Source organism: Desulfomicrobium escambiense DSM 10707, from assembly GCF_000428825.1.
GTDB lineage: Bacteria > Desulfobacterota > Desulfovibrionia > Desulfovibrionales > Desulfomicrobiaceae > Desulfomicrobium > Desulfomicrobium escambiense.
Window position 1 is genome coordinate 147,799 of the sequence record NZ_AUAR01000008.1, and the last position, 19,408, is coordinate 167,206.

Here is a 19,408-nt window from a genome sequence, read left to right on the forward strand (position 1 = left end):
GGACGCGTCCCCTGCACCCCTTGCGGGTGGGGTGGGACACGGCATGAGAAACGCTGCGACGTTGGTGCTGTTGGGGGTGCTTTTCGTTTTGCCCGTGGGCGTGCTCCTGCTCCAGGCCGGCGCGCCGGGGTGGCGCTATCCGGATGTGATTCCGCCGGAGCTGTCATGGGACGGGTTTGCCCAGGCGCTGCGGAACCCGGGGGCCATGCTGGCGGCCCTCGGATCGTCGGTGGCGTATTCCCTGGCCACCGTGGCCCTGACCGTGGCCATGACCCTGGGGCCGGCGCGGTTCCTGGCCCGGGCCTCCTTCCGCGGCAAGAACCTGCTGGAAGGGCTCCTGCTCACGCCGGCCCTGGTCCCGGCCATGACCTACAGCATGGGCCTGCACTTCGCGTTCATCCGCCTGGGCCTGGCCGACAGCGCGGTCGGCGTGGTCCTGGTGCTGTCCATCGCCTCCTACCCCTACATGCTGCGCTCCCTGACCACGGCCTGCACGCATCTGGGACCGGACTACCGCACCTGCGCCCTGAACCTCGGCGCCTCGCCCTGGCAGGCCTTCCGCCAAGTCGAACTGCCCCTGCTGCTCCCGGCCCTGGCCGCCGGCGGTAGCGTGGTCTTCCTGGTGGCCTTCTCGGAGTACTTCCTGGTCTTCCTCATCGGCGGCGGCACGGTACCGTCCTTCACGGGCTACCTCTTCCCGGTCATCACCTCGTCAAACCGCGGCCTCGGCGCCATGGTCACGCTCATCTTCCTGGCCGTGCCGATTGCGTTTTTCGTGATGCTGGAACTGCTGCTGGGGGGGTATTTCAGAAGGCGGGGCATGAAGTAGAATGGATTTTATGGACTGACACGGACTTTCACGGACCTGCACGGACAATGGGCATCCCCGCGCCCGGTCCGTGTTCGTCCATAACGTCCATATCGTCCATCCTTTCCTCTCCCCCCTCCTCACCCCTCCCGGCTCAAGACGCAAAACCTCTTGTCCTCCGGCGAAAACACCTCGCCCAGCACGTCCTCCACGTGGTCGCGGCGTGTGGCGAAGATGGTGTTGCAGCATGACCTGATCTTGTCCTGGGCGCGGCTGTCCACGGGGAGGTCGGGGAAGGCGGGGAGGTCGTAGGTGTCGAAGTCCAGGGGCGTGAAGGCCATATCCCTGTCCAGGGTCCAGGTCTGGCCGCCTCCGCCCGTGATGGACTCCTTCTGCACCTGCATCTGGTCCATCTTCTTGGCGAAGCCCAGGGATTCGGAGGGGCGGTTGGACTCGTTGACACCCCTTATGCGCGCGTTGATCTCCGCGCAGCGCTTGCGCAGATGGTCGTGGTTGACGGTGATCAGGACGCGGCCGGGCTGCAGGGGGTCGGCGAAGGGGGCGCCGTGCATGTAGGCCTCGATGAACCGGGCCAGGGGCTCGTAGACTTCCCAGACGGTCTTGGCGAAAAGGCCCTTGCGGGTGAAGCTGCGCGGCCTGCGGAACTGCAGACTGCAGACCTGGTGGGCATAGAGGGACGGGTCGCCCAGGGTCACGCCCAGGGCGTCGAACAGCATGCGGGAGGCGGCCTCGGAGCCGAGCAGGCAGTTCAGTCCGGCGAACCATGAACGGATCTCCACGGCGCTGGCCCGGAGCTTGGCCGTCTGCTCCTCGAACCAGGCGATCTCGTCGTCGAGGGCCTTGCGGGCCCCGAAAAAGGTGTCGGCGGCCTCCTTGAGTCCCTCCTCCACCAGGGCGTCGCCCCATTCGTCCAACAGCCCCATGGTCCCTCCCGTCTGCTCATGGTTGTAGGGCGACCCTAACCGCGCGTCCCTCTCCTGACAAGAGCGCCTCCGATCTTTCATTGACAGGCCAAAAGCCTGCCTATAGTACTTTGTGAAATTTTTTACAGGAGGTTTTCGCCTTGAATATTCTCATTTTCGGACCCAATGGCAGCGGCAAGGGCACCCAGGGCTCTCTGGCCAAGAAGAAGTACGACCTCGACCACATCGAATCCGGCGCCATCTTCCGCAAGCACATCGGCGGCGGCACCGAACTCGGCAAGAAGGCCAAGGAGTACATCGACAGGGGCGAACTCGTGCCTGACGACATCACCATCCCCATGGTCCTCGACGTGCTGAAGAACTCCAGCCCCAACGGCTGGCTGCTGGACGGCTTCCCCCGCTCCATCGTCCAGGCCCAGAAGCTGTGGGAAGCCCTGCAGGCCGACGGCGTGAAGCTGAACTTCGTCATTGAGATCCTCCTGCCCCGCGAAGTGGCCAAGAACCGCATCATGGGCCGCCGCCTCTGCAAGAACGACAACAACCACCCCAACAACATCTTCATTGACGCCATCAAGCCCAACGGCGACAAGTGCCGCGTCTGCGGCGGCGAGCTCTCCGCCCGCGCCGACGACCAGGACGAAGGCGCCATCGACAAGCGCCACGACATTTACTACGACTCCAAGACCGGCACCCTGGCCGCTTCCTACTATTACAAGAACCTGGCCAAAGAGGCCGGCTTCAAGTACATCGAACTGGACGGCGAAGGCTCCATCGACGACATCCGCGCCACCCTGATGGCCCAGCTGGATTAATCCGGCCTGAAATAGGACGAACCGGAGGCGGGGGCGACCCCGCCTTTTTTTTACGCACATGACACTTCGCATCGGCAGAATCGACTATCTGAACATCTGGCACGTCTTCCATCTGCTGGAAGGCGTCTGCCCCGAGGGCCCGGAATTCGGCTACGTCCCCGGCCACCCCAGCCGCCTGAACGCGGCCCTGGCCGCAGGCGAGCTGGACATCTCCCCGTCCTCGTCCTTCGAATATCTGCTCCACGCCGAAAAGTACGAACTCCTGCCCGGGGCGTCCATCTGCGCCCACGCCGAAGTTCAGAGCGTGCTCTTCCTCTCTCCCGTTCCCCTGGCGGAACTGCCCGCATGGCTCGAACGCAATCCCGGCCCCGTCTGCCTGACCGGCGCGTCGGCCACGTCCGTGGCGCTCTTGAAGGTTCTCTGGAGCCAGAAGTGGGGACTGCCCGCACCTCAGTGGCAGGAGGTCGAGCCCGGCGCCGGCCTGTCCACCGGACGGCCCTTCCTGGAGATCGGCAACATCGCCCTGCGTCATTTCGTGCACCCGCCCCAAGGCTGGCACATCGTCGATCTGGCCACGGAATGGGCGGCCTGGACAGGGCTGCCCTTCGTCTTCGCCGTATGGATCGTGCGCCGCGGGCTGACCGGGACCGCGCGGGAACAGCTCGGACGGCTGCAGGCGCATATCGCCGCCATCACCGCCGATCTGGAGGGCCATTTCGAGGCCCTTTCCCGCCTGCCCGACCTGCCCGACTGGCTGACCAGCCCCGCCCTGCTCCGCTATTGGCGCGCCATGAACTACGACCTCGGCCCCAGGGAGCAGGCCAGCCTGGCCCTCTTCGGCGAGTGCTGCACGCGGCAGGGGCTTCTGTCCGGCATGCCGGGCCTGCGCTGGTTTTCCTGACGCGCCGTCCCGGCCTCAAGTTTTCCGCCCGTCCGGCCGATTGTTCCAATCAGGCGTCATGTTCCCGAAACCAGGGAGGAGTCATGGACATTCAAGGCATGTCGGGGGGATACGCCCCCGTCTACGACAAGACGACCTTCGGCGCCGCCGTGGTCGGGAAGACACTCGACTACATGCACGGCGGCGGGTCCCCGAAAGCCGCGCCCTTCGACAGGGAGACCTTCGGGGCGGCCGTGGTCAGCACGACCATCGACTACATGAACAGAAACACCAACCGGCATCAGAACCAGAACTCGTACACCTTCCAGACGGATGTGCTCATGCCCGTGTACACGGGCCGGGGCACGCTCCTGGACAGCTCGGTCTGAGGGAACAGGCATGACGCTCATTGCGGGCGACGCTCCGCAAGAAGGCTCCCGGTGGGTTCACCGGGGGCCTTTTTCGTGTCGGGGGGACGGAAAAACACGGATTCAAGTTTTCCGGCGGGCGTCCGATAGAACGTACATGGGCAGGGAAGCCCTTTTCAGGCAACGACAGCGGCCACGGACGGCCAAGGAGGCGGGCATGGGCCTGCGTGTTCTCGAATCCGAATCGCAGCGGCGATGGAGGGACGGACAGCCCTCCTGGGATCTGACCCACCAGCGCAAGAAACACCGGAAGCAGTATTCCGGACAGGACCAGGGCGCCCCGGCAGGGCAGCCCGATGCTGGGCTCTACAATTCCAAGGGGGACCTGATCGCGCCGCTCTCGTCCCTGGACATCGACATCTGAACAGGGAGCCTCAGACCTCGTCCCCAAGCCGCAGCAGTTCCTGCAACTCGTCATGCACGGCGCCGTTCGTGGCCACGATCATGTGGCTGCCCAGGGCGTACTCTCCGTCCAGGGCGCTGACGCGGCCTCCAGCCTCCTCCACCAGAAGCCAACCCGCGGCCGTGTCCCAGGGCTTGAGGCCCGTTTCGTAATAGCCGTCGAGCCTGCCGCAGGCCGTATAGGCCAGGTCCACGGCCGCCGCGCCCATCCTGCGGATGCCCTGGGATGCCAGCAGCACGCGGCGCAGTCGCGCGCAAACCTCGTCGATCTCCGCGTAAAACGAATACGGGAAACCGGTTGCGATCAGGGCCGACTGCATGACCGCCTCGGCGCTGACGCGGATGCGTTCGCCGTTCAGGAACGCGCCCTCTCCCCTGACGGCCCAGAAAAGCTCGTCCATGACGGGCAGGAACACCGCGCCGAGTTCCACCCGCCCCCCGCGCCACAGGGCCACGGAAACGGCGACCATCGGAATCCGGTGCGCGTAGTTCGTGGTTCCGTCGACCGGGTCCACGATCCAGGTCAGATCGCCGGGGACCAGGGTCGTATGCGACTCCTCGGCCAGCACGGACGAGCCCGGCAGCAGTCCGGGCAGGCGTTCGGAAAGCAGGCGCTCCACGGCCAGATCGGTCTGGGTGACCAGATCGATGCGCCCCTTGAAGACAATCTCCCTGGGATCGTTCCACTGCTCGCGCACCACTCTCCCGGCCTCACGTACGCAGTCCAGAAAACCGTCCACCAGCTGTTTATCCATCATATCCCTCCGTTTACGGAATTCTGCTTGCGCTTCGCCTGCAGTCCGGTAAATATGCAACCTGAAAAAGCAACTTGCGTTTCTCCCACCCGGCGTCGCCAGACTCCGGCGCATGCGGCCAGAGGTGCTGCATGCCTGGAAAAAACTCAAGTCCGACTTCGACCCGCCCGAGCACACCGCGCCGGGCCTGCCGAAGCCGCCCGGAAGCCGCGGCGTCCGCCCCGGCCAACCGTCAGCCCCAAGGATCGGATATATGCTTATCGGAATCGATGTCGGCGGAACCCACACGGACGGCGTCTGCATCCGGGACGGCCGGGTGGAAGCCATGGCCAAGGTGCCCACGGATCACGACAACCTGCTCGCGACCATCTCCGAAGTGCTCCGTCTCATCCTCAAGGACTGCAAGGGCGCGGAAATCCGCACCCTCAACCTGAGCACGACCCTGTCCACCAATTCCATAGTCACCGGCCATACCGAAAAGGTCGGCATGTTCGTCATCCCCGGTCCCGGCATCAACCCCCAGGCCTACGCCCTGGGCGCGCAGTACCATGTGCTCTCGGGCTGCGTGGACCATCGCGGAGCCGTCTCGGCCAAGGTCCGCCCCGACCACATCAAGCCCATGACCGCGCGCTGCCGCGAAGAAGGCATCCGCGTCTACGGCGTGGTCGGCAAGTTCTGCACGCGCAACCCCGAGCAGGAGATGGCCATCGCCGAGGCCCTGGCCCCGCAGGCCGACTTCGTGACCCAGGGGCACCGCGTGTCCGAGTCCCTGAACTTCGGCCGTCGCGTCAGCACCGTCTACTACAACTCGGCAGTCTGGCGCACCTTCAACTCCTTCGCCGACGCCCTGGAACAGAGCCTTCTGGACCTGAACATCCAGGCCGACATCAACATCGTCAAGGCCGACGGCGGCACCATGCCGCTCAAGCTCGCCCGTGAGATCCCGGTGCAGTCCATCTTCTCCGGCCCGGCCGCATCGGTCATGGGCATACTCAGCACCGCCCCGCAGACCGAGGACGCCCTCATCCTCGACATCGGCGGCACCACCACGGACATGGCCGTGCTCTTGGACGGCATCCCTCTGCTGGAGCGCGACGGCATTTCCATCGGCGAGCACCCGACCCTGGTCCGGGCCCTGAAGGTCGAGTCCATCGGCATCGGCGGCGACTCGTTCATCAGTTCCCGCGGCGGGCAATTGAGCGTCGGCCCCGACCGCCACGGCCCGTGCATGGCCGCCGGCGGCCCGGCCCCGGCCCTCATGGACGCCATGAACGTCCTGGGCCACGCCGCCTTCGGGGACCGCGAACGCTCGGCCAAGGGCATCAAGGAAGTTGCCATGGCCCAGGGCCTCTCGGCCCGCGAATGCGCAGAGCAGGCCGTGCACATGGCCATGTCCATCCTCAAGCGCAAGGTCGACGCCTTCCTGAACGCCATCAACTCCCGTCCCGTCTACACCATCCAGGAAATCCTCGAGGACCGCACGGTCAAGCCGAAGCGCATCATGGTCATCGGCGGCCCGGCCGAGGCCATGGTCCCCCTGCTGGAGGAGACCTTCGGCCTGCCCGTCATCGCCCCCCGTCATGCCCAGGTGGCCAACGCCATCGGCGCCTGCCTGACCCGTCCGACCCAGTCCCTGGTCCTGACCGTGGACACCTCGCGCGGCAGCTTCACGGTGCCGGGCCTGGGCATCCACAAGCCCATCAAACGCACATACACCCTGGACGAGGCCGTGCACGACGCCACCACCATGCTGCGCGCGGAACTCGATCGACAGGGCATCCCGGCCGAGGAGGGCGACATCCAGGTCATCCAGGCCGACGCCTTCAACATGGTCGAAGGCCACTACACCATCGGCCGCAACATCCGCGTCCGCTGCCAGATGCGGCCCGGCGTCATCACCACCCTGGAGCCTTGAACGGAGAAACCATGCTCACCGCACGAAACAGCCTCGGCATCATATTCTTCCCGGCCTTCGACTGGGCCATCTCGCCGACCCACCCCGAACGCGAGGAGCGCCTCCTCTACACCCAGGACCAGTTCCGGGAGGAAGGCATCTTCGACATCGAGGGCATCCGCGAATACCGTCCTCTGGTGGCCACGCAAAAGGACATCCTGCGCCCCCACTTCTGCTTCCCCAACGTGCAGGCCGTGTGCACCGACTCCCATCTCATCTCCGCCGGCGGCGTCATCCGCGCCGCCCAGCTTGTCATGGAGAAGGAGAGGCAGCGCGCCTTCGCCGTGGTGCGCCCCCCCGGACACCACGCCATGCGCACGGTCCACGGCAGCCGCGGCTTTTGCAACATCAACATCGAAGCCGTGATGATCGAGTGGATCCGCGAGCACTACGGCAACCTGCGCGTGGCCGTTGTGGACACGGACTGCCATCACGGCGACGGGACCCAGGACATCTACTGGCACGACCCCGACGTGCTCTTCATCTCCCTGCACCAGGACGGGCGCACCCTCTACCCGGGCACGGGCTTCCCGTCGGAGTGCGGTGGCCCCAAGGCCATGGGGCGGACCATCAACGTGCCCATGCCGCCGCGCACCTCCGACGAAGGCTACCTGATGACCGTGGCGCGCATCGTCATGCCCATCCTGGAGCACTTCAAGCCCGACCTGATCATCAACTCCGCGGGCCAGGACAACCACTTCTCGGACCCCATCACGAACATGAACTTCACGGCCCAGGGCTACGCGCGGCTGACCGAAATGCTCAAGCCCGACATCGCCGTGCTCGAAGGCGGCTACGCCATCAAGGGGGCGCTGCCCTACGTCAACCTGGGCATCAGCCTGGCCCTGGCCGGCGTGGACTTCTCGGCCGTGCAGGAGCCGGAACTGGACCGCGAGAAGATTCGCGAGCAGAAGTCGACCATGGACTACCTCTCGGCCCTGTGCGACCAGCTGCCCGAGGTCTACTTCAACCCCAGACCGACGGACGCCGTGCGCGAGGGCGGGTATTTCGTGCGCCGCCGCTCCATCTACTACGACACCGACGACATCACCGAGAACCAGGTCGAGCGCCTCAAGGACTGCCCCCACTGCCCGGGCCTGCTGATCGTCGAGAGCGAGACGGCCGACACGCCACGCTGCCTCGGGCTGCACGTTCCCGTCCAGGGCTGCGACATGTGCAGCCAGGAGGCCGAGGAGCGCTTCGCCAAGGCCCGCCAGGCAGGGTTCGCCTACGCCCAGCTCTCGGACCGGGTGACCAAGCGCTACGAGTACGCCAAATAGCCATTGCGGGGCATGGGGTTTCGCACCCCATGCCCCTTCCTGCATCCCCCTGATTTACCGACACTTTCTCCTCCGTCACCAGCTTGTCACATTTTTTCACAAAATGTGACTTTTGTATGACGAGAAGCATTGCGCCAATCCGAGCGCGGCATTAAAGTCTTCGCGTTCGCGGCTGGCCCCGCCCGCCGGAACCGCCCGGAGCGCTCCATTCTCCGGGTCTCCCGAGGCTGCAATCACAACGCCGGAGTCCCTGTCCATGGCATTTTCCATTTTCCCCAGGAACATACACTTTTTCGAACTCCTCAACAGGCAGAACCGGATTCTGAACGAATCCGCCGGGCAGCTGGCCAGGATCGTCGAGGACCTCAACTGCGTGGATGCGGCCTGCAAGACCGTGACCCTCATCGAGGCGGACGCCGACGCACTCTGCCGCGAAATCGCAAAGCAGCTTTCCCAGACCTTCATCACCCCCATCGACCGCGAAGACATCTACCGCCTGAACATGACCCAGGAGGATTCGATCAACCGCATCACGGCCATCGCCTCGCGAATGCGCCTGTGCGCTTTCGACTACATCCGCTTCCCCGCCCGCAAGATGGCGCGAAACATCCTGGGCATGACCGCCCTGACCGGGGAAATGATCTGCTGCCTGGAAGGCAAGCGCGACGTGTCCGACACCATACGCAAGATCAAGGAGCTCAAGACCGAGTGCGAGATGCTCTTCTCCACTGGGCTGGCCGAGCTGCATGACGTAGAGACGGGCGACACGAAGGAGGTCATCGACATCATGCGCTGGACCCAGGTCTACGACCGCTTCGAGATGGCCATCGAGCGCATCGACGACCTGGCCGACGCCATCGAGGAAGTGGTGCTGAAAAATGCCTGAGCTGCCGATCCTGCTCGTCGTCATCGTCCTCGTGGCCCTGGTCTTCGACTTCACCAACGGGGCCCACGACTGCGCCAACGCCATCGCCACGGTGGTCTCGACCAAGGTCATGTCGCCCCGCTCGGCGGTCATGATGGCGGCCAGCCTGAACCTCTTCGGCGCCCTCCTGGGCGAGGAGGTGGCCCACACCCTGGGCTCCGGCATCGTCAACACGGACATGGTCATGGGCAGCCAGATCCTGGTCCTGGCAGCCCTCATCGGGGCCATCGTCTGGAACATCATCACCTGGTACTTCGGCATCCCGTCGTCGTCCTCCCACGCCCTCATCGGCGGGCTCATGGGCGCGGCCATCTGCCACGCCGGGTTCTCCTCCCTGAACGGCCTGTCCATTTTCAAGAAGGTCCTGCTGCCGCTGGTACTGTCGCCCCTGGCCGGCTTCGGGGTGAGCTACGCGGTCATGACGCTCATAATGCTCATCTTCTGGCGGGCCAACAGGCACAGCGTGTCGCGCTGGTTCGAAAAGCTGCAGATCCTCTCGTCGGCCTTCATGGCCACCAGTCACGGGCTCAACGACGCCCAGAAGACCATGGGCGTCATCACCCTGGCCCTCTTCCTCTTCCACAAGATCGACACCATCCACGTGCCCCTGTGGGTGAAGCTGGCCTGCGCCATGGCCATGGCCACGGGCACGGCCCTGGGCGGCTGGAAGATCGTCAAGACCATGGGGCACCGCATCTTCAAGCTGGAGCCGGTCCACGGCTTCGCGGCCGAGACGTCGGCGGCCATGGTCATCACCGGCGCGTCCCTGGTCGGCGCGCCCATCTCCACCACCCACACCATCAGCGCCTGCGTCTTCGGCGTGGGGGCCACCAAGCGCCTCTCGGCCGTTCGCTGGGGCATCGCCGGCAACCTCGTCGTGGCCTGGATCCTGACCATCCCGGCCTCGGCCCTCATCGCCGGGGCGACCTTCTACCTGTTCACGCTGATGGGTATCGCCGACTAGTTCGAAACTTTACAACGGCGGCCATACTCCGTACACGTCTTCGCACACAAGCTGGGGGAGCCTTCGGGCTGAGAGGGGATACGATCCCGACCCTTTGAACCTGACGCAGTTCATGCTGCCGGAGGGAAGCTGGTTCAGGAATCGTCCACCCATCGAACCGCGCCTCCCCGGCGCGGTTTTTCTTTCGCCTCCCCCGCTTGCGACACAGAACGCGGAGGCAGACATGCACATCACCCTCAACGGCGAAAGCCGCCACATCGCGCCGGGCCAGACTCTGCGCGACCTGATCCTGTCCATGAACCTCGACCCGGCCGTGGTCGTGGCGGAGCTCAACCGCGACATCGTACCTGGGGCGCAGTTCGCCGCAGCCGTCCTGCGCGACGGCGACCGCCTCGAACTGCTGAGCTTCGTCGGCGGCGGCTGAGCGCGAGCCGTCAACCTTCCCCCACCACTAACAGCGAGAACCGTCATGGAACATACCGATATTTTCGAACTGGGCGGCAAGCGCCTGACCAGCCGCCTCTTCACGGGCACGGGCAAGTACGGCGACGACTGCCTCATCCCGGCTGTGTGCGAGGCCTCGGGCTCCCAGGTCATCACCGTGGCCCTGCGCCGCGTGGAACTGGACGGCCGCGCGGACAACGTCATGCGCCACATCCCCGGCCACATGACCCTGCTCCCCAACACCTCGGGGGCGCGCACCGCCGACGAGGCCGTGCGCATCGCCCGCCTGGCCCGGGCCATGGGCTGCGGGGACTGGATCAAGATCGAGGTCATCTCCGACAACCGCCACCTCCTGCCCGACGGCTACGAGACGGCCAGAGCCACGGAAACTCTGGCCAAGGAGGGCTTCGTCGTCCTGCCGTACATGAACCCGGACCTCTACGTGGCCCGCTCCCTGGCCGACGCAGGGGCCGCAGCCATCATGCCCCTGGGCGCGCCCATCGGCACCAACCGCGGCCTGCGGACCGAGGAGATGATCCGCATCCTCATCGAGGAGATGGACCTGCCCATCATCGTCGACGCCGGCATCGGCACGCCCAGCCAGGCCTGCCAGGCCATGGAGATGGGCGCGGCGGCCTGCCTGGTCAACACGGCCATCGCCACGGCCTCGGACCCGGTGCTCATGGGCCGGGCCTTCGGCCGCGCCGTGGCCGCCGGCCGCGAGGCCTTCCTGGCCGGACCCGGGGCCGTTTCCTCACTGGCCCGGGCCTCGTCCCCGCTGACGGGCTTCCTGGGCGAAACGGGGGGCGCGGCATGAGCTTCCTGCCCGAGGCCCTGCGCCTGCACCGCGAACCGCTGGAGGAGCGGATGGCCGCCGCGACCGGCCACGACGCCCTGCGCGCCCTGGAGCGGGAGCGCGTCGGCGAGGACGGTTTCCTGGCCCTGCTCTCCCCGGCCGCGGGCCAACATCTGGAGGCCATGGCCGGGCGCGCCCGCGACCTGACCCTGCGCCGCTTCGGCCGCACCGTCAGCCTCTTCACGCCCCTCTACGTCTCCAACCACTGCGCCAACCACTGCCGCTACTGCGGCTTCGCGGCCCCAAACTCCATCCCCCGCTCCCGACTGACCATGGACGAGGTGCGAGCCGAGGGCGAGGCCATCGCCGCCACGGGCCTGCGGCAGCTGCTGCTCCTGACGGGCGAGTCGCCGGCCAGGGCCGGGGTGGAGTATCTGGAGGACTGCGTGCGCGTCCTGCGCCCCCTGTTCCCGTCCATCGCCGTGGAGGTCTTCCCCATGGCCACGGACGACTACAGGCGCCTGGCCGCGGCGGGCGTGGACGGGCTGACCGTTTTCCAGGAGACCTACGACCCTGACCTCTACGCCGACCTGCACCCGGCCGGCCCCAAGCGCGACTACACCTGGCGCCTGGACACCCCCATGCGCGGGGCCGAGGCGGGCCTGCGCGTGGTCAACATCGGAGCCCTGCTCGGACTGACCGGCTGGCGGCGGGAGATTTTCGTCACGGGCCTGCACGCTGCCTGGCTCATGAAACGCTACCCCGGCGTCGACGTGGCCGTGTCCCTGCCGCGCATGAGGCCCCACGCCGGGGCGTTCCAACCGGCCAGCCCCGTGTCCGACCGCGAGCTGGTCCAGGCCATGACGGCCCTGCGCATCTTCCTGCCGCGCCTGTCCATCACCATCTCCACCCGCGAGACGCCGTCCTTCCGCGACAACATCCTGCCCCTGGGCGTGACGCGCATGTCGGCGGGCGTCAGCACGGCCGTGGGCGGACACGCCAAGGCGGGCGAAACCGGCCAGTTCGAGATTTCGGACCCGCGCAGCGTGGCCGAGGTCTGCGCCATGCTGAAGAGCCGCGGCTACCAGCCGGTCTTCAAGGACTGGGAACCCCTGGAGGCGAGCGCGTGAACGCCTTCGAGCGCGGCCTGGCCCGGTATCTGGGCGAAGGCGTCCTGGCCTTTCTGCGGACCGTCAGGATCGGGGTCATCGGGGCCGGAGGGCTGGGTTCCAACTGCGCCATGCATCTGGTCCGCTCCGGCTTCGCCGACCTGGTCCTGGCCGACCCGGACACGGTGGAGCCGTCCAACCTCAACCGCCAGCAATTCACCCTGGCCCAGGTCGGGCGGCCCAAGGTCTTGGCCCTGCGCGACAACCTGCTGGCCGTGAACCCGGACGCTGCGATAGAGGCCCACATCCGTGCCGTGGACGCCGATGGCATGGCGGAGCTTTTCGGTGCCTGCCGGGCCGTGGTCGAAGCCGTGGACGACGCCCGGACCAAGAAGCTCGTCGTCGAGACGCTCGTGCCCGCGGGACGGCTGGTGGTCGGCGCGTCGGGCCTGGGCGGGGCAGGCGTCGCGGAGCGCATTCGCGTGTCGCGGCCGCTGCCGAACCTCGTCCTAGTCGGCGACCTGACCACGCCCTGCGACGCGGCCACCCCCCCCCTCTCCCCCGGCGTGGGCATGGCCGCGGCCATGCAGGCCGACGCCGTCCTCCACCATTTTCTGACCGTATATAATGAGAAGAAACCATGAATGGACGCCTGCTCGTCACGCAACTCATCCGCCAAGGCGGCATCTACGGGCTGACTGCCGAGAAATTCTCCCTCGGGCGCAGCAACACGGACGTGGTCCGGGCCATGCTCGACGCGGGCGTGCGCATCATCCAGTACCGCGAAAAGACGAAGAAGATGGGCGCCAAATACGTGGAATGCCTGGCCCTGCGCGCCATGACGCGCCAGGCCGGCGCGGCCTTCATCGTCAACGACGACATCGACCTGGCCCTGCTGGTCGACGCCGACGGCGTGCACGTCGGCCAGGAGGACCTGCCCGTGGCGGCCGTGCGCTCCCTGGTGGGCGAAGGGCGCGCCATCGGCCTCTCGACCCACTCGCCGGAGCAGGCCCGGGCGGCCGTGGCCGCAGGCGCGGACTACATCGGCGTGGGGCCGATCTACGCCACGCAGACCAAGGACGACGTCTGCGCGCCCGTGGGCCTGTCCTACCTGGACTTCGTGGTCCGGGAAATCGACCTGCCCTTCGTGGCCATCGGCGGCATCAAGGAGCGCAACCTGGCCGAGGTGGCCGGTCGCGGGGCGCGCTGTCCGGCTCTGGTGACCGAAATCGTCGGGGTTCCGGACATGCGGACGAAGGTCGCAGCGTTGCAGCGCATACTCGGCGCAGCCCGGAAATAAGGCATCCCTTGTCAGACTGCATTCCTCCTTGATCTGACATGCGTATTGGGCGTACCTAATTCCATCGTCTCACTTTCCCTTATCAATAATACGCATACGCGAGGAACACGCATGGATACCGGAGCCGTTTCCACACACCGCTGGCGTTTTTTCCGTCTGGGAGGTTTCGACCAGGTCCGCCTCGATTCCGCCGAGGATCTTCTCCATTTGAGCGAACTCGACCAGAAGCTCTGGGCGGCCCTGAGCTGCCCGGTCACGGGGCTGGAGTTCGACCGCCGCACCCTGGCCCTGCTCGACACCGACGGCGACGGCCGCGTGCGCGTCCCGGAGATCCTGGCCGCCGTGCGCTGGGTCTGCACCGTGCTGCGCGACCTCAAGCCCGTCATGGAAGGCCGGGAGGCCCTGCCCCTGGCGGCCATCAACGAGGCCGACCCCGAAGGACGCCGCCTGCTGGCCGCCGCCAGGCAGATCCTCAACTTCCTGAACAAGCCGGGGGTGGAGGAGATTTCCGTCGAGGACGTGGCCGGCACCGAAACGCTGCTCCACGACTCGCCCTTCAACGGCGACGGCGTGATCACCCCGGCCTCGGCCCGCGACGAGGACACGCACGCGCTCATCGAGGAGATCATGTCCTGCGTCGGCAGCGTCCCGGACCGGGGCGGCGCGGACGGGATCGGGGCCGAGCAGATCGAAGCGTTCTTTCAGGCCGCGGCCCTGCATGCCGCCTGGTGGGAGGAAGGCCAGGCCCCAGCGGTCATGCCCTTGGGCGACGGCACGGCGGATGCGGCGGAATGCGTGCGCACGCTGAGGACCAAGATCGACGACTATTTCACGCGCTGCGCTCTGGCGGCCTACGACCCCAAGGCCGGCGAGGCCCTGAGCCCGGCCCTGGCCACCTACGAAGGTCTTTCGCTGCGGGACCTGGCCGCCGACCCCGAACTCGAACGGCTGCCCCTGGCCCGCATCGAAGCCGGACGGCCGCTGCCGCTGGGCAGCGGGGTCAACCCGGCCTGGGCTTCCGCCCTGACGACATTCCGGACCCAGGTCGTCGCGCCTCTTCTCGGGGAAGCCGACAGCCTCGATGCCGAAGGGTGGGAGCGTCTCAAGTCCCTCATGGCCCCCTACGAGGCGTGGCAGGCGGCCAAGGCCGGCATCGAGGTCGAAGCCCTGGGGCCCGAACGGGTCCGGGCGCTCCTGGCCGGCGACGCCCGGGACCGGCTGAGCAAGGTCCTGGAGGAGGACCTGAGCCTGGCCGAGCAGGTCGAGAGCTTCGAGGGCGTCATCCGACTCGTGCACTGCACCCGCGACCTCCTGGTCCTGCTGAACAACTTCGTGTCCTTCCGCGACTTCTACGTCCAGGACCGCAAGGCCGTCTTCCAGGCCGGCACCCTGTACCTGGACGGACGGGCCTGCGAGTTGTGCATCCGCGTCGCGTCCCCCGACGCCCACGCGACCCTGGCCGCCCTGAGCCAGACCTACCTGGCCTACTGCCGCTGCACCCGGCGGGGCAGCACCGAACAGATGTTCATCGCCGCGGCCTTCACGGGGGGCGACGCGGACAACCTCATGGTCGGCCGCAACGGCATCTTCTACGACCGCGAGGGCCAGGATTGGGACGCGGCCATCGTCAAGATCGTCGAGCACCCCATTAGCGTGCGCCAGGCTTTCTGGCTGCCCTACAAACGAATGGGACGGATGGTCGGGGAGCAGATCGCCAAGTTCGCCGCGGCCAAGGACAGCGCGGTGAGCACGACCGCCGGAGCCAAGCTGGCCGACGTGGGCGCCAAGCCCGACGCGGCGGTCAAGCCCCCCTTCGACGTGGGCAAGTTCGCCGGCATCTTCGCCGCTATCGGCCTGGCCCTGGGCGCCATCGGCACGGCCATCGCAACCGTGCTGGGCGGCTTCCTGTCCCTGGCCGTCTGGCAGATGCCCCTGGTGGTGGGCGGAGTGCTACTCATGATCTCCGGTCCCTCCATGCTCATCGCCTACCTGAAACTGCGGCAGCGCAACCTCGGCCCGATCCTCGACGCGTGCGGCTGGGCCGTGAACACCCGGGCCAGCATCAACATCCCCTTTGGCGCGACCCTGACCAAGGTGGCGGAACTGCCCAAGGGCGCCCAGCGCTCCCTGCGCGACCCCTTTGCCGAGAAAAAGACCCCGTGGAAACGCTGGGCCGTCATCCTGGCCCTCTTCGTCGCCCTTGGCATGGCCTGGGACAAGGGGTACATCGGGCAACTGGCGGACGCGCTGAAGCCGCTTTTCGGTAGCAGGCAGACCAACGCCACGGAGCAGGCCGCGCCCGCGTCCAACGTCACCGGCCAGGCCCCGGCGGCGAAGGCGCCCAACGCCACGGCGGGTCCGGCCGCACCCGCCCAACCATCAAAATGATCGGCGCCGGCCCAAAGGCCGGCGCTCTTTCCTGAGGATCGCCGATGTTCAGACTCGTCACGACGGCGGACGAACTCGTCAAGGTGGCCATGATCCGGGCCATCGTGTTCATGGAGGAGCAGGGAATTTCCTGCGCCGAGGAGATGGACGGGCACGACCACGCAGCCCTGCACGTCCTGGGCGTGATCGACGGGGAGCCCGTGGCCTGCGGCCGCATCCGCTTCCTGGCCGGCGAGGCCAAGCTGCAGCGTCTGGCCGTGCGCCGGGCCTGGCGCGGCCGGGGCGTCGGCGGGAAGCTCCTGGCCTTCATGCTCGACCAGTGTCGGGAGCACGGCTTCCACCGCTTCGTCCTGAACGCCCAGACCAGGGCCCTCGGATTCTACGCCCGGCACGGCTTCTGCGTCTGCGGGGAAGAATTCATGGAAGCCGGCATCCCCCACGTCCTGATGCGCTGCGTCGAAGAGCCCCCGCCCGAAGGAGCAGTCCCCCTCTGAGCCGCACCCGCGGCGCACGACTCCGGACGGCCCCGCCTCAGGTCTGGGGCCTCTCCCATCCGCACTCCCAAGGACCTCGCTGCATGAAGCAACTCTCGCCCCTGGCCCTGCAGGCCCTGGTCTTCGCCCTGGTCTCGGCCAGCTTCACCACCATCTATCTGGTCCAGCCCGTGCTGCCCGTGCTGCAGGCTGAGTTCGGCGTCTCCATCTCCAGAGCCGCCCAGACCGTGTCCATGGTCATCCTCGGGGTGGCCCTCTCGACCCTCGTCTTCGGGCGGCTGGCGGACATGTACCCCGTCAAGCCCTTCATCGCCGTCGGGGGGACCGTGGTTGCCGCGGCGGGAATGGCCTGCGCCCTGACCGGGAGCCTCGACGCCATCATCGCCCTGCGCCTGGTGCAGGGGCTGGGCATCCCGGCCCTGACCACCTGCCTGGCGGCCTACCTGGCCCGCAACCTGCCCGTGGAGCGCCTGAACGTGGTCATGGGCTCCTACGTCTCGGCCACGGTCGTTGGCGGGCTGGGTGGGCGGCTCCTGGGCGGATGGATCCATCCGCCCCTGCACTGGCGCTACGCCTTCGTCACGGCCTCGGTCCTGGTCCTGGTCACGGCCGCGGCCGCCGTTGTTCTCCTACCCGCCGAGGAGCGGCCGGCCGGAAAAACCGACACGGGCCCGGGCTACCTTGAACTCATGCGCCGTCCCGACCTGCTGCAAAACTTCGCCGTGGGCTTCGGCTCCCTCTTCGTCTTCGGCGCGACCTTCAACTACCTGCCCTTCTACCTGAGCGCCCCGCCCTTCTCGGCGGACACAAACCGCATCACGCTCCTCTACCTGACCTACATCGTCGGCGTGATCATCGCCCCCCTCTCGGGCAGGTTCAGCAACCGCTTCGGCAACGGCCTGACCATGATCCTGGGCTCCCTGACCTTCGCCGCGGCGCTGCTCCTGAGCCACGTCCCGCATCTGGGCGTGGTCTGCCTGAGCCTGGGCCTGGCCTGCGCCGGGTTCTTCGCCATCCACGCAGCCGCCGTGGGCAGCATGAACCGCAGGCTCTCCTCCAGCCGGGGCAGGGCCAATTCGCTCTATATCCTGTGGTATTATCTGGGCGGGTCGGCGGGAATCACGGTCATGGGGTACGGCTTCAAGCACTTCGGCTGGACCGGGGTGACGGGGTCGGGGCTTGCCATGCTCGCGCTGCTTCTGGCCGCAGGCGTGCGCGAGCTGCGCGGCGGCCGGTAATCAGCTCAGGCTAACCGCGGAAAGGTATCTTCTGAACTTGAGGGCCTCTTCATGGCCCGGATTGATGCCTAGGCACGTCTCAAGCGTCCTGTCGGCGTCGCCGATGCGTCCGTCCTCAAAAAACGCCCGGGCCAGGTTGAAGTAGAGGTTCTCGTCCGTCGTGCACAGTTCGATGGCGCGGGCGTAGTATCTGCGCGCCTGTTCGAGCATCTTCTGCTTGCGCAGCTCGATGCCGAACTGGTTGAAAAGATGCTTGTGTTCGGGCGCCGCGAACCCGTCCAGGCCGATGAGCTCCTCGAAGAGCACCTTGGCCTTTTCGTGCTGATCGTACTGCAGGTAGGTCAGGCCCAGGCCGAACATGGCCCGCACGTTCTTCTCGTCCAGCCCCAGGGCGTTGGTGTACTCCATGGCCGCCGAATACGGCTCGCCCTTGGCGCGGTGCCGGTCGCCCTTGGCCACGTGCTTGGCGATCCGCTTCATGACCGGCTTGACCTTCTTCAGGAACATGTCCACTTCCGGCTGATACTGCGTGATCAGCTCGGCCAGGGTGACCTCCACGGCCGGTCCCGAGGGGGCCCAGTTGGCGTTCAGCGACTGCACAGCCAAGAGGTCGTCATCGATCTGCTTAGCGTAGTAGTAGAGGGTGCTGTCCTCCCTCTTGGCCGTGGTGCCAGTGCCGATGATGACCGAGGACCGTTTGGAGCAGACGCATTCCAGCCCCAGGTCCGTGGCCATGCAGTATTTGGACACTTCCGCGATGGAGCATCCGTCCTCAGAGATCATTCCCGAATCCATGTCGATTTTCGTCACGCTCAAAACCAGCGCACCATCTGCTCTAGGGGCCGGCGCTTCTTGCGCCTGGCGGGTTTGACCCGGTAGCCGAAGGCCAGCATGTATGCCACCCCGTATTCGTCCAGATCCACGCCGAAATCCTCGGCCAGCACCTCGTCCACCTTGTCCTGGGCGTACCCTTCGATGGGGCAGGAGTCGATGCCGATGAGGGCCGCGGCGGTCATCATGTTGGCCTGGGCGATGTAGCACTGCTTGCAGGCCCAGTCGAACATGGCCCGATCGCTATCCAGAAGGCGGAAGTCCGACTGCTGAAAGGTGGCGTAGTACTCCGTACGGGCCGTGATGCGTTCCTCGGGCAGTTCCTGGATGGTGCGCATGAACTCGGCGATGCCGACGCTGTCGAACTTGAGCAGCGGGGTCTTCATGGCCAGGCAGACCAGAAAATGGCTGGCCGTGGGAATCTGGGTCTTTCCGCCCCAGGTGTGGGGCAGGAGCTTGCGGCGGAAGTCCATGTCCTGGACCACCAGGAAGAGCCAGGGTTCGAAGCCGAAGGAACTCGGCGAGAGCCGCGCCGTCTCCAGGATGAAGAGAAAGTCCTCCTCGGAAATCTTGGCTTCGGGATCGAACTCCTTGCAGGCATGGCGGAACATGAAGGCATCGAGAATGATCTGCTTATCCATAAAGTAGTCTCCGGG

At 66.6% G+C, this 19,408-nt stretch carries 21 protein-coding genes and 1 riboswitch; of the genes, 17 read left to right on the plus strand and 4 right to left on the minus strand.

The window, feature by feature from the left end:
* Positions 1-43 precede the first annotated feature (43 nt).
* On the plus strand, positions 44-829 hold the full coding sequence (locus tag G394_RS0109365) for an ABC transporter permease (RefSeq protein ID WP_028577431.1): 786 nt from the start codon (positions 44-46) through the stop codon (positions 827-829).
* A gap of 119 nt (positions 830-948) precedes the next feature.
* Here G394_RS0109365 and G394_RS0109370 read toward each other — a convergent pair whose 3' ends face one another.
* On the minus strand, positions 949-1,752 hold the full coding sequence (locus G394_RS0109370) for a hypothetical protein (protein WP_028577432.1): 804 nt from the start codon (positions 1,750-1,752) through the stop codon (positions 949-951).
* Positions 1,753-1,892: 140 nt separating this feature from the next.
* Here G394_RS0109370 and G394_RS0109375 point away from each other — a divergent pair, with 140 nt between their 5' ends.
* The 4 genes from G394_RS0109375 to G394_RS0109390 all read left to right on the plus strand — a co-directional run bounded on the left by G394_RS0109375 (position 1,893) and on the right by G394_RS0109390 (position 4,236).
* Entirely contained in the window at positions 1,893-2,564 is a 672-nt protein-coding gene (locus G394_RS0109375) for an adenylate kinase (protein WP_028577433.1), read from the plus strand.
* Between the two features lie 58 nt (positions 2,565-2,622).
* Positions 2,623-3,465, plus strand: coding sequence for a menaquinone biosynthetic enzyme MqnA/MqnD family protein (locus G394_RS0109380; RefSeq protein ID WP_028577434.1), 843 nt, complete (start codon positions 2,623-2,625; stop codon positions 3,463-3,465).
* Positions 3,466-3,548: 83 nt separating this feature from the next.
* Entirely contained in the window at positions 3,549-3,833 is a 285-nt protein-coding gene (locus tag G394_RS0109385; RefSeq protein ID WP_028577435.1) for a hypothetical protein, read from the plus strand.
* A gap of 196 nt (positions 3,834-4,029) precedes the next feature.
* Positions 4,030-4,236 (plus strand): hypothetical protein, encoded by a 207-nt coding sequence (locus G394_RS0109390; protein ID WP_028577436.1) that lies wholly within the window; start codon positions 4,030-4,032, stop codon positions 4,234-4,236.
* A 10-nt stretch (positions 4,237-4,246) separates the two neighbouring features.
* Here the strand turns inward: G394_RS0109390 and G394_RS0109395 are convergent, their stop codons facing one another.
* Positions 4,247-5,029: an inositol monophosphatase family protein gene (locus G394_RS0109395; protein ID WP_084435517.1), complete on the minus strand. Its 783-nt coding sequence runs from the start codon at positions 5,027-5,029 to the stop codon at positions 4,247-4,249.
* A gap of 253 nt (positions 5,030-5,282) precedes the next feature.
* On the opposite strand from G394_RS0109395, the gene G394_RS0109400 reads away from it, so the two are divergent.
* The 12 genes from G394_RS0109400 (at position 5,283) to G394_RS0109460 (ending at position 17,921) form a co-directional block, all read left to right on the plus strand.
* Complete coding sequence (locus G394_RS0109400; RefSeq protein ID WP_028577438.1) at positions 5,283-6,944, plus strand: hydantoinase/oxoprolinase family protein; 1,662 nt, start codon at positions 5,283-5,285, stop codon at positions 6,942-6,944.
* A gap of 11 nt (positions 6,945-6,955) precedes the next feature.
* On the plus strand, positions 6,956-8,263 hold the full coding sequence (locus tag G394_RS0109405; protein WP_028577439.1) for a histone deacetylase family protein: 1,308 nt from the start codon (positions 6,956-6,958) through the stop codon (positions 8,261-8,263).
* Positions 8,264-8,519: 256 nt separating this feature from the next.
* Entirely contained in the window at positions 8,520-9,149 is a 630-nt protein-coding gene (locus G394_RS0109415) for a DUF47 domain-containing protein (protein WP_028577440.1), read from the plus strand.
* Entirely contained in the window at positions 9,142-10,152 is a 1,011-nt protein-coding gene (locus G394_RS0109420; protein ID WP_028577441.1) for an inorganic phosphate transporter, read from the plus strand. Before G394_RS0109415 ends, G394_RS0109420 begins: the two co-directional genes overlap by 8 nt.
* Positions 10,153-10,195: 43 nt before the next feature.
* Positions 10,196-10,296, plus strand: a riboswitch (TPP riboswitch).
* Positions 10,297-10,375: 79 nt separating this feature from the next.
* Positions 10,376-10,576, plus strand: coding sequence for a sulfur carrier protein ThiS (gene thiS / locus G394_RS0109425; RefSeq protein WP_028577442.1), 201 nt, complete (start codon positions 10,376-10,378; stop codon positions 10,574-10,576).
* Positions 10,577-10,621: 45 nt separating this feature from the next.
* A complete protein-coding gene (locus G394_RS0109430) occupies positions 10,622-11,413 on the plus strand; it encodes a thiazole synthase (protein WP_028577443.1) in 792 nt (263 codons plus the stop codon).
* A complete protein-coding gene (thiH, locus tag G394_RS0109435) occupies positions 11,410-12,522 on the plus strand; it encodes a 2-iminoacetate synthase ThiH (RefSeq protein ID WP_028577444.1) in 1,113 nt (370 codons plus the stop codon). The genes G394_RS0109430 and thiH overlap by 4 nt, the downstream gene beginning before the upstream one ends.
* Entirely contained in the window at positions 12,519-13,145 is a 627-nt protein-coding gene (gene thiF, locus G394_RS0109440; protein ID WP_028577445.1) for a sulfur carrier protein ThiS adenylyltransferase ThiF, read from the plus strand. The genes thiH and thiF overlap by 4 nt, the downstream gene beginning before the upstream one ends.
* Positions 13,142-13,801 carry a thiamine phosphate synthase gene (thiE, locus tag G394_RS0109445; RefSeq protein WP_043775289.1) on the plus strand — a complete coding sequence of 220 codons (660 nt, stop codon included), beginning with the start codon at positions 13,142-13,144 and terminating at the stop codon, positions 13,799-13,801. Before thiF ends, thiE begins: the two co-directional genes overlap by 4 nt.
* A gap of 111 nt (positions 13,802-13,912) precedes the next feature.
* On the plus strand, positions 13,913-16,189 hold the full coding sequence (locus G394_RS0109450) for a hypothetical protein (RefSeq protein ID WP_028577447.1): 2,277 nt from the start codon (positions 13,913-13,915) through the stop codon (positions 16,187-16,189).
* Between the two features lie 44 nt (positions 16,190-16,233).
* Positions 16,234-16,683, plus strand: coding sequence for a GNAT family N-acetyltransferase (locus G394_RS18710; RefSeq protein WP_043775291.1), 450 nt, complete (start codon positions 16,234-16,236; stop codon positions 16,681-16,683).
* 83 nt (positions 16,684-16,766) lie between these two features.
* Complete coding sequence (locus tag G394_RS0109460; protein WP_028577448.1) at positions 16,767-17,921, plus strand: MFS transporter; 1,155 nt, start codon at positions 16,767-16,769, stop codon at positions 17,919-17,921.
* On the opposite strand, the gene G394_RS18715 is transcribed toward G394_RS0109460, so the two are convergent.
* Together G394_RS18715 and G394_RS0109470 are read right to left on the minus strand one after the other, a co-directional pair.
* The gene (locus G394_RS18715; RefSeq protein WP_051307090.1) at positions 17,922-18,704 is read right to left on the minus strand and encodes a tetratricopeptide repeat protein; all 783 of its coding nucleotides are present in this window, start codon (positions 18,702-18,704) and stop codon (positions 17,922-17,924) included.
* A 29-nt stretch (positions 18,705-18,733) separates the two neighbouring features.
* Positions 18,734-19,393, minus strand: coding sequence for an NAD(P)H-dependent oxidoreductase (locus tag G394_RS0109470; protein ID WP_028577449.1), 660 nt, complete (start codon positions 19,391-19,393; stop codon positions 18,734-18,736).
* Positions 19,394-19,408: the final 15 nt, after the last annotated feature.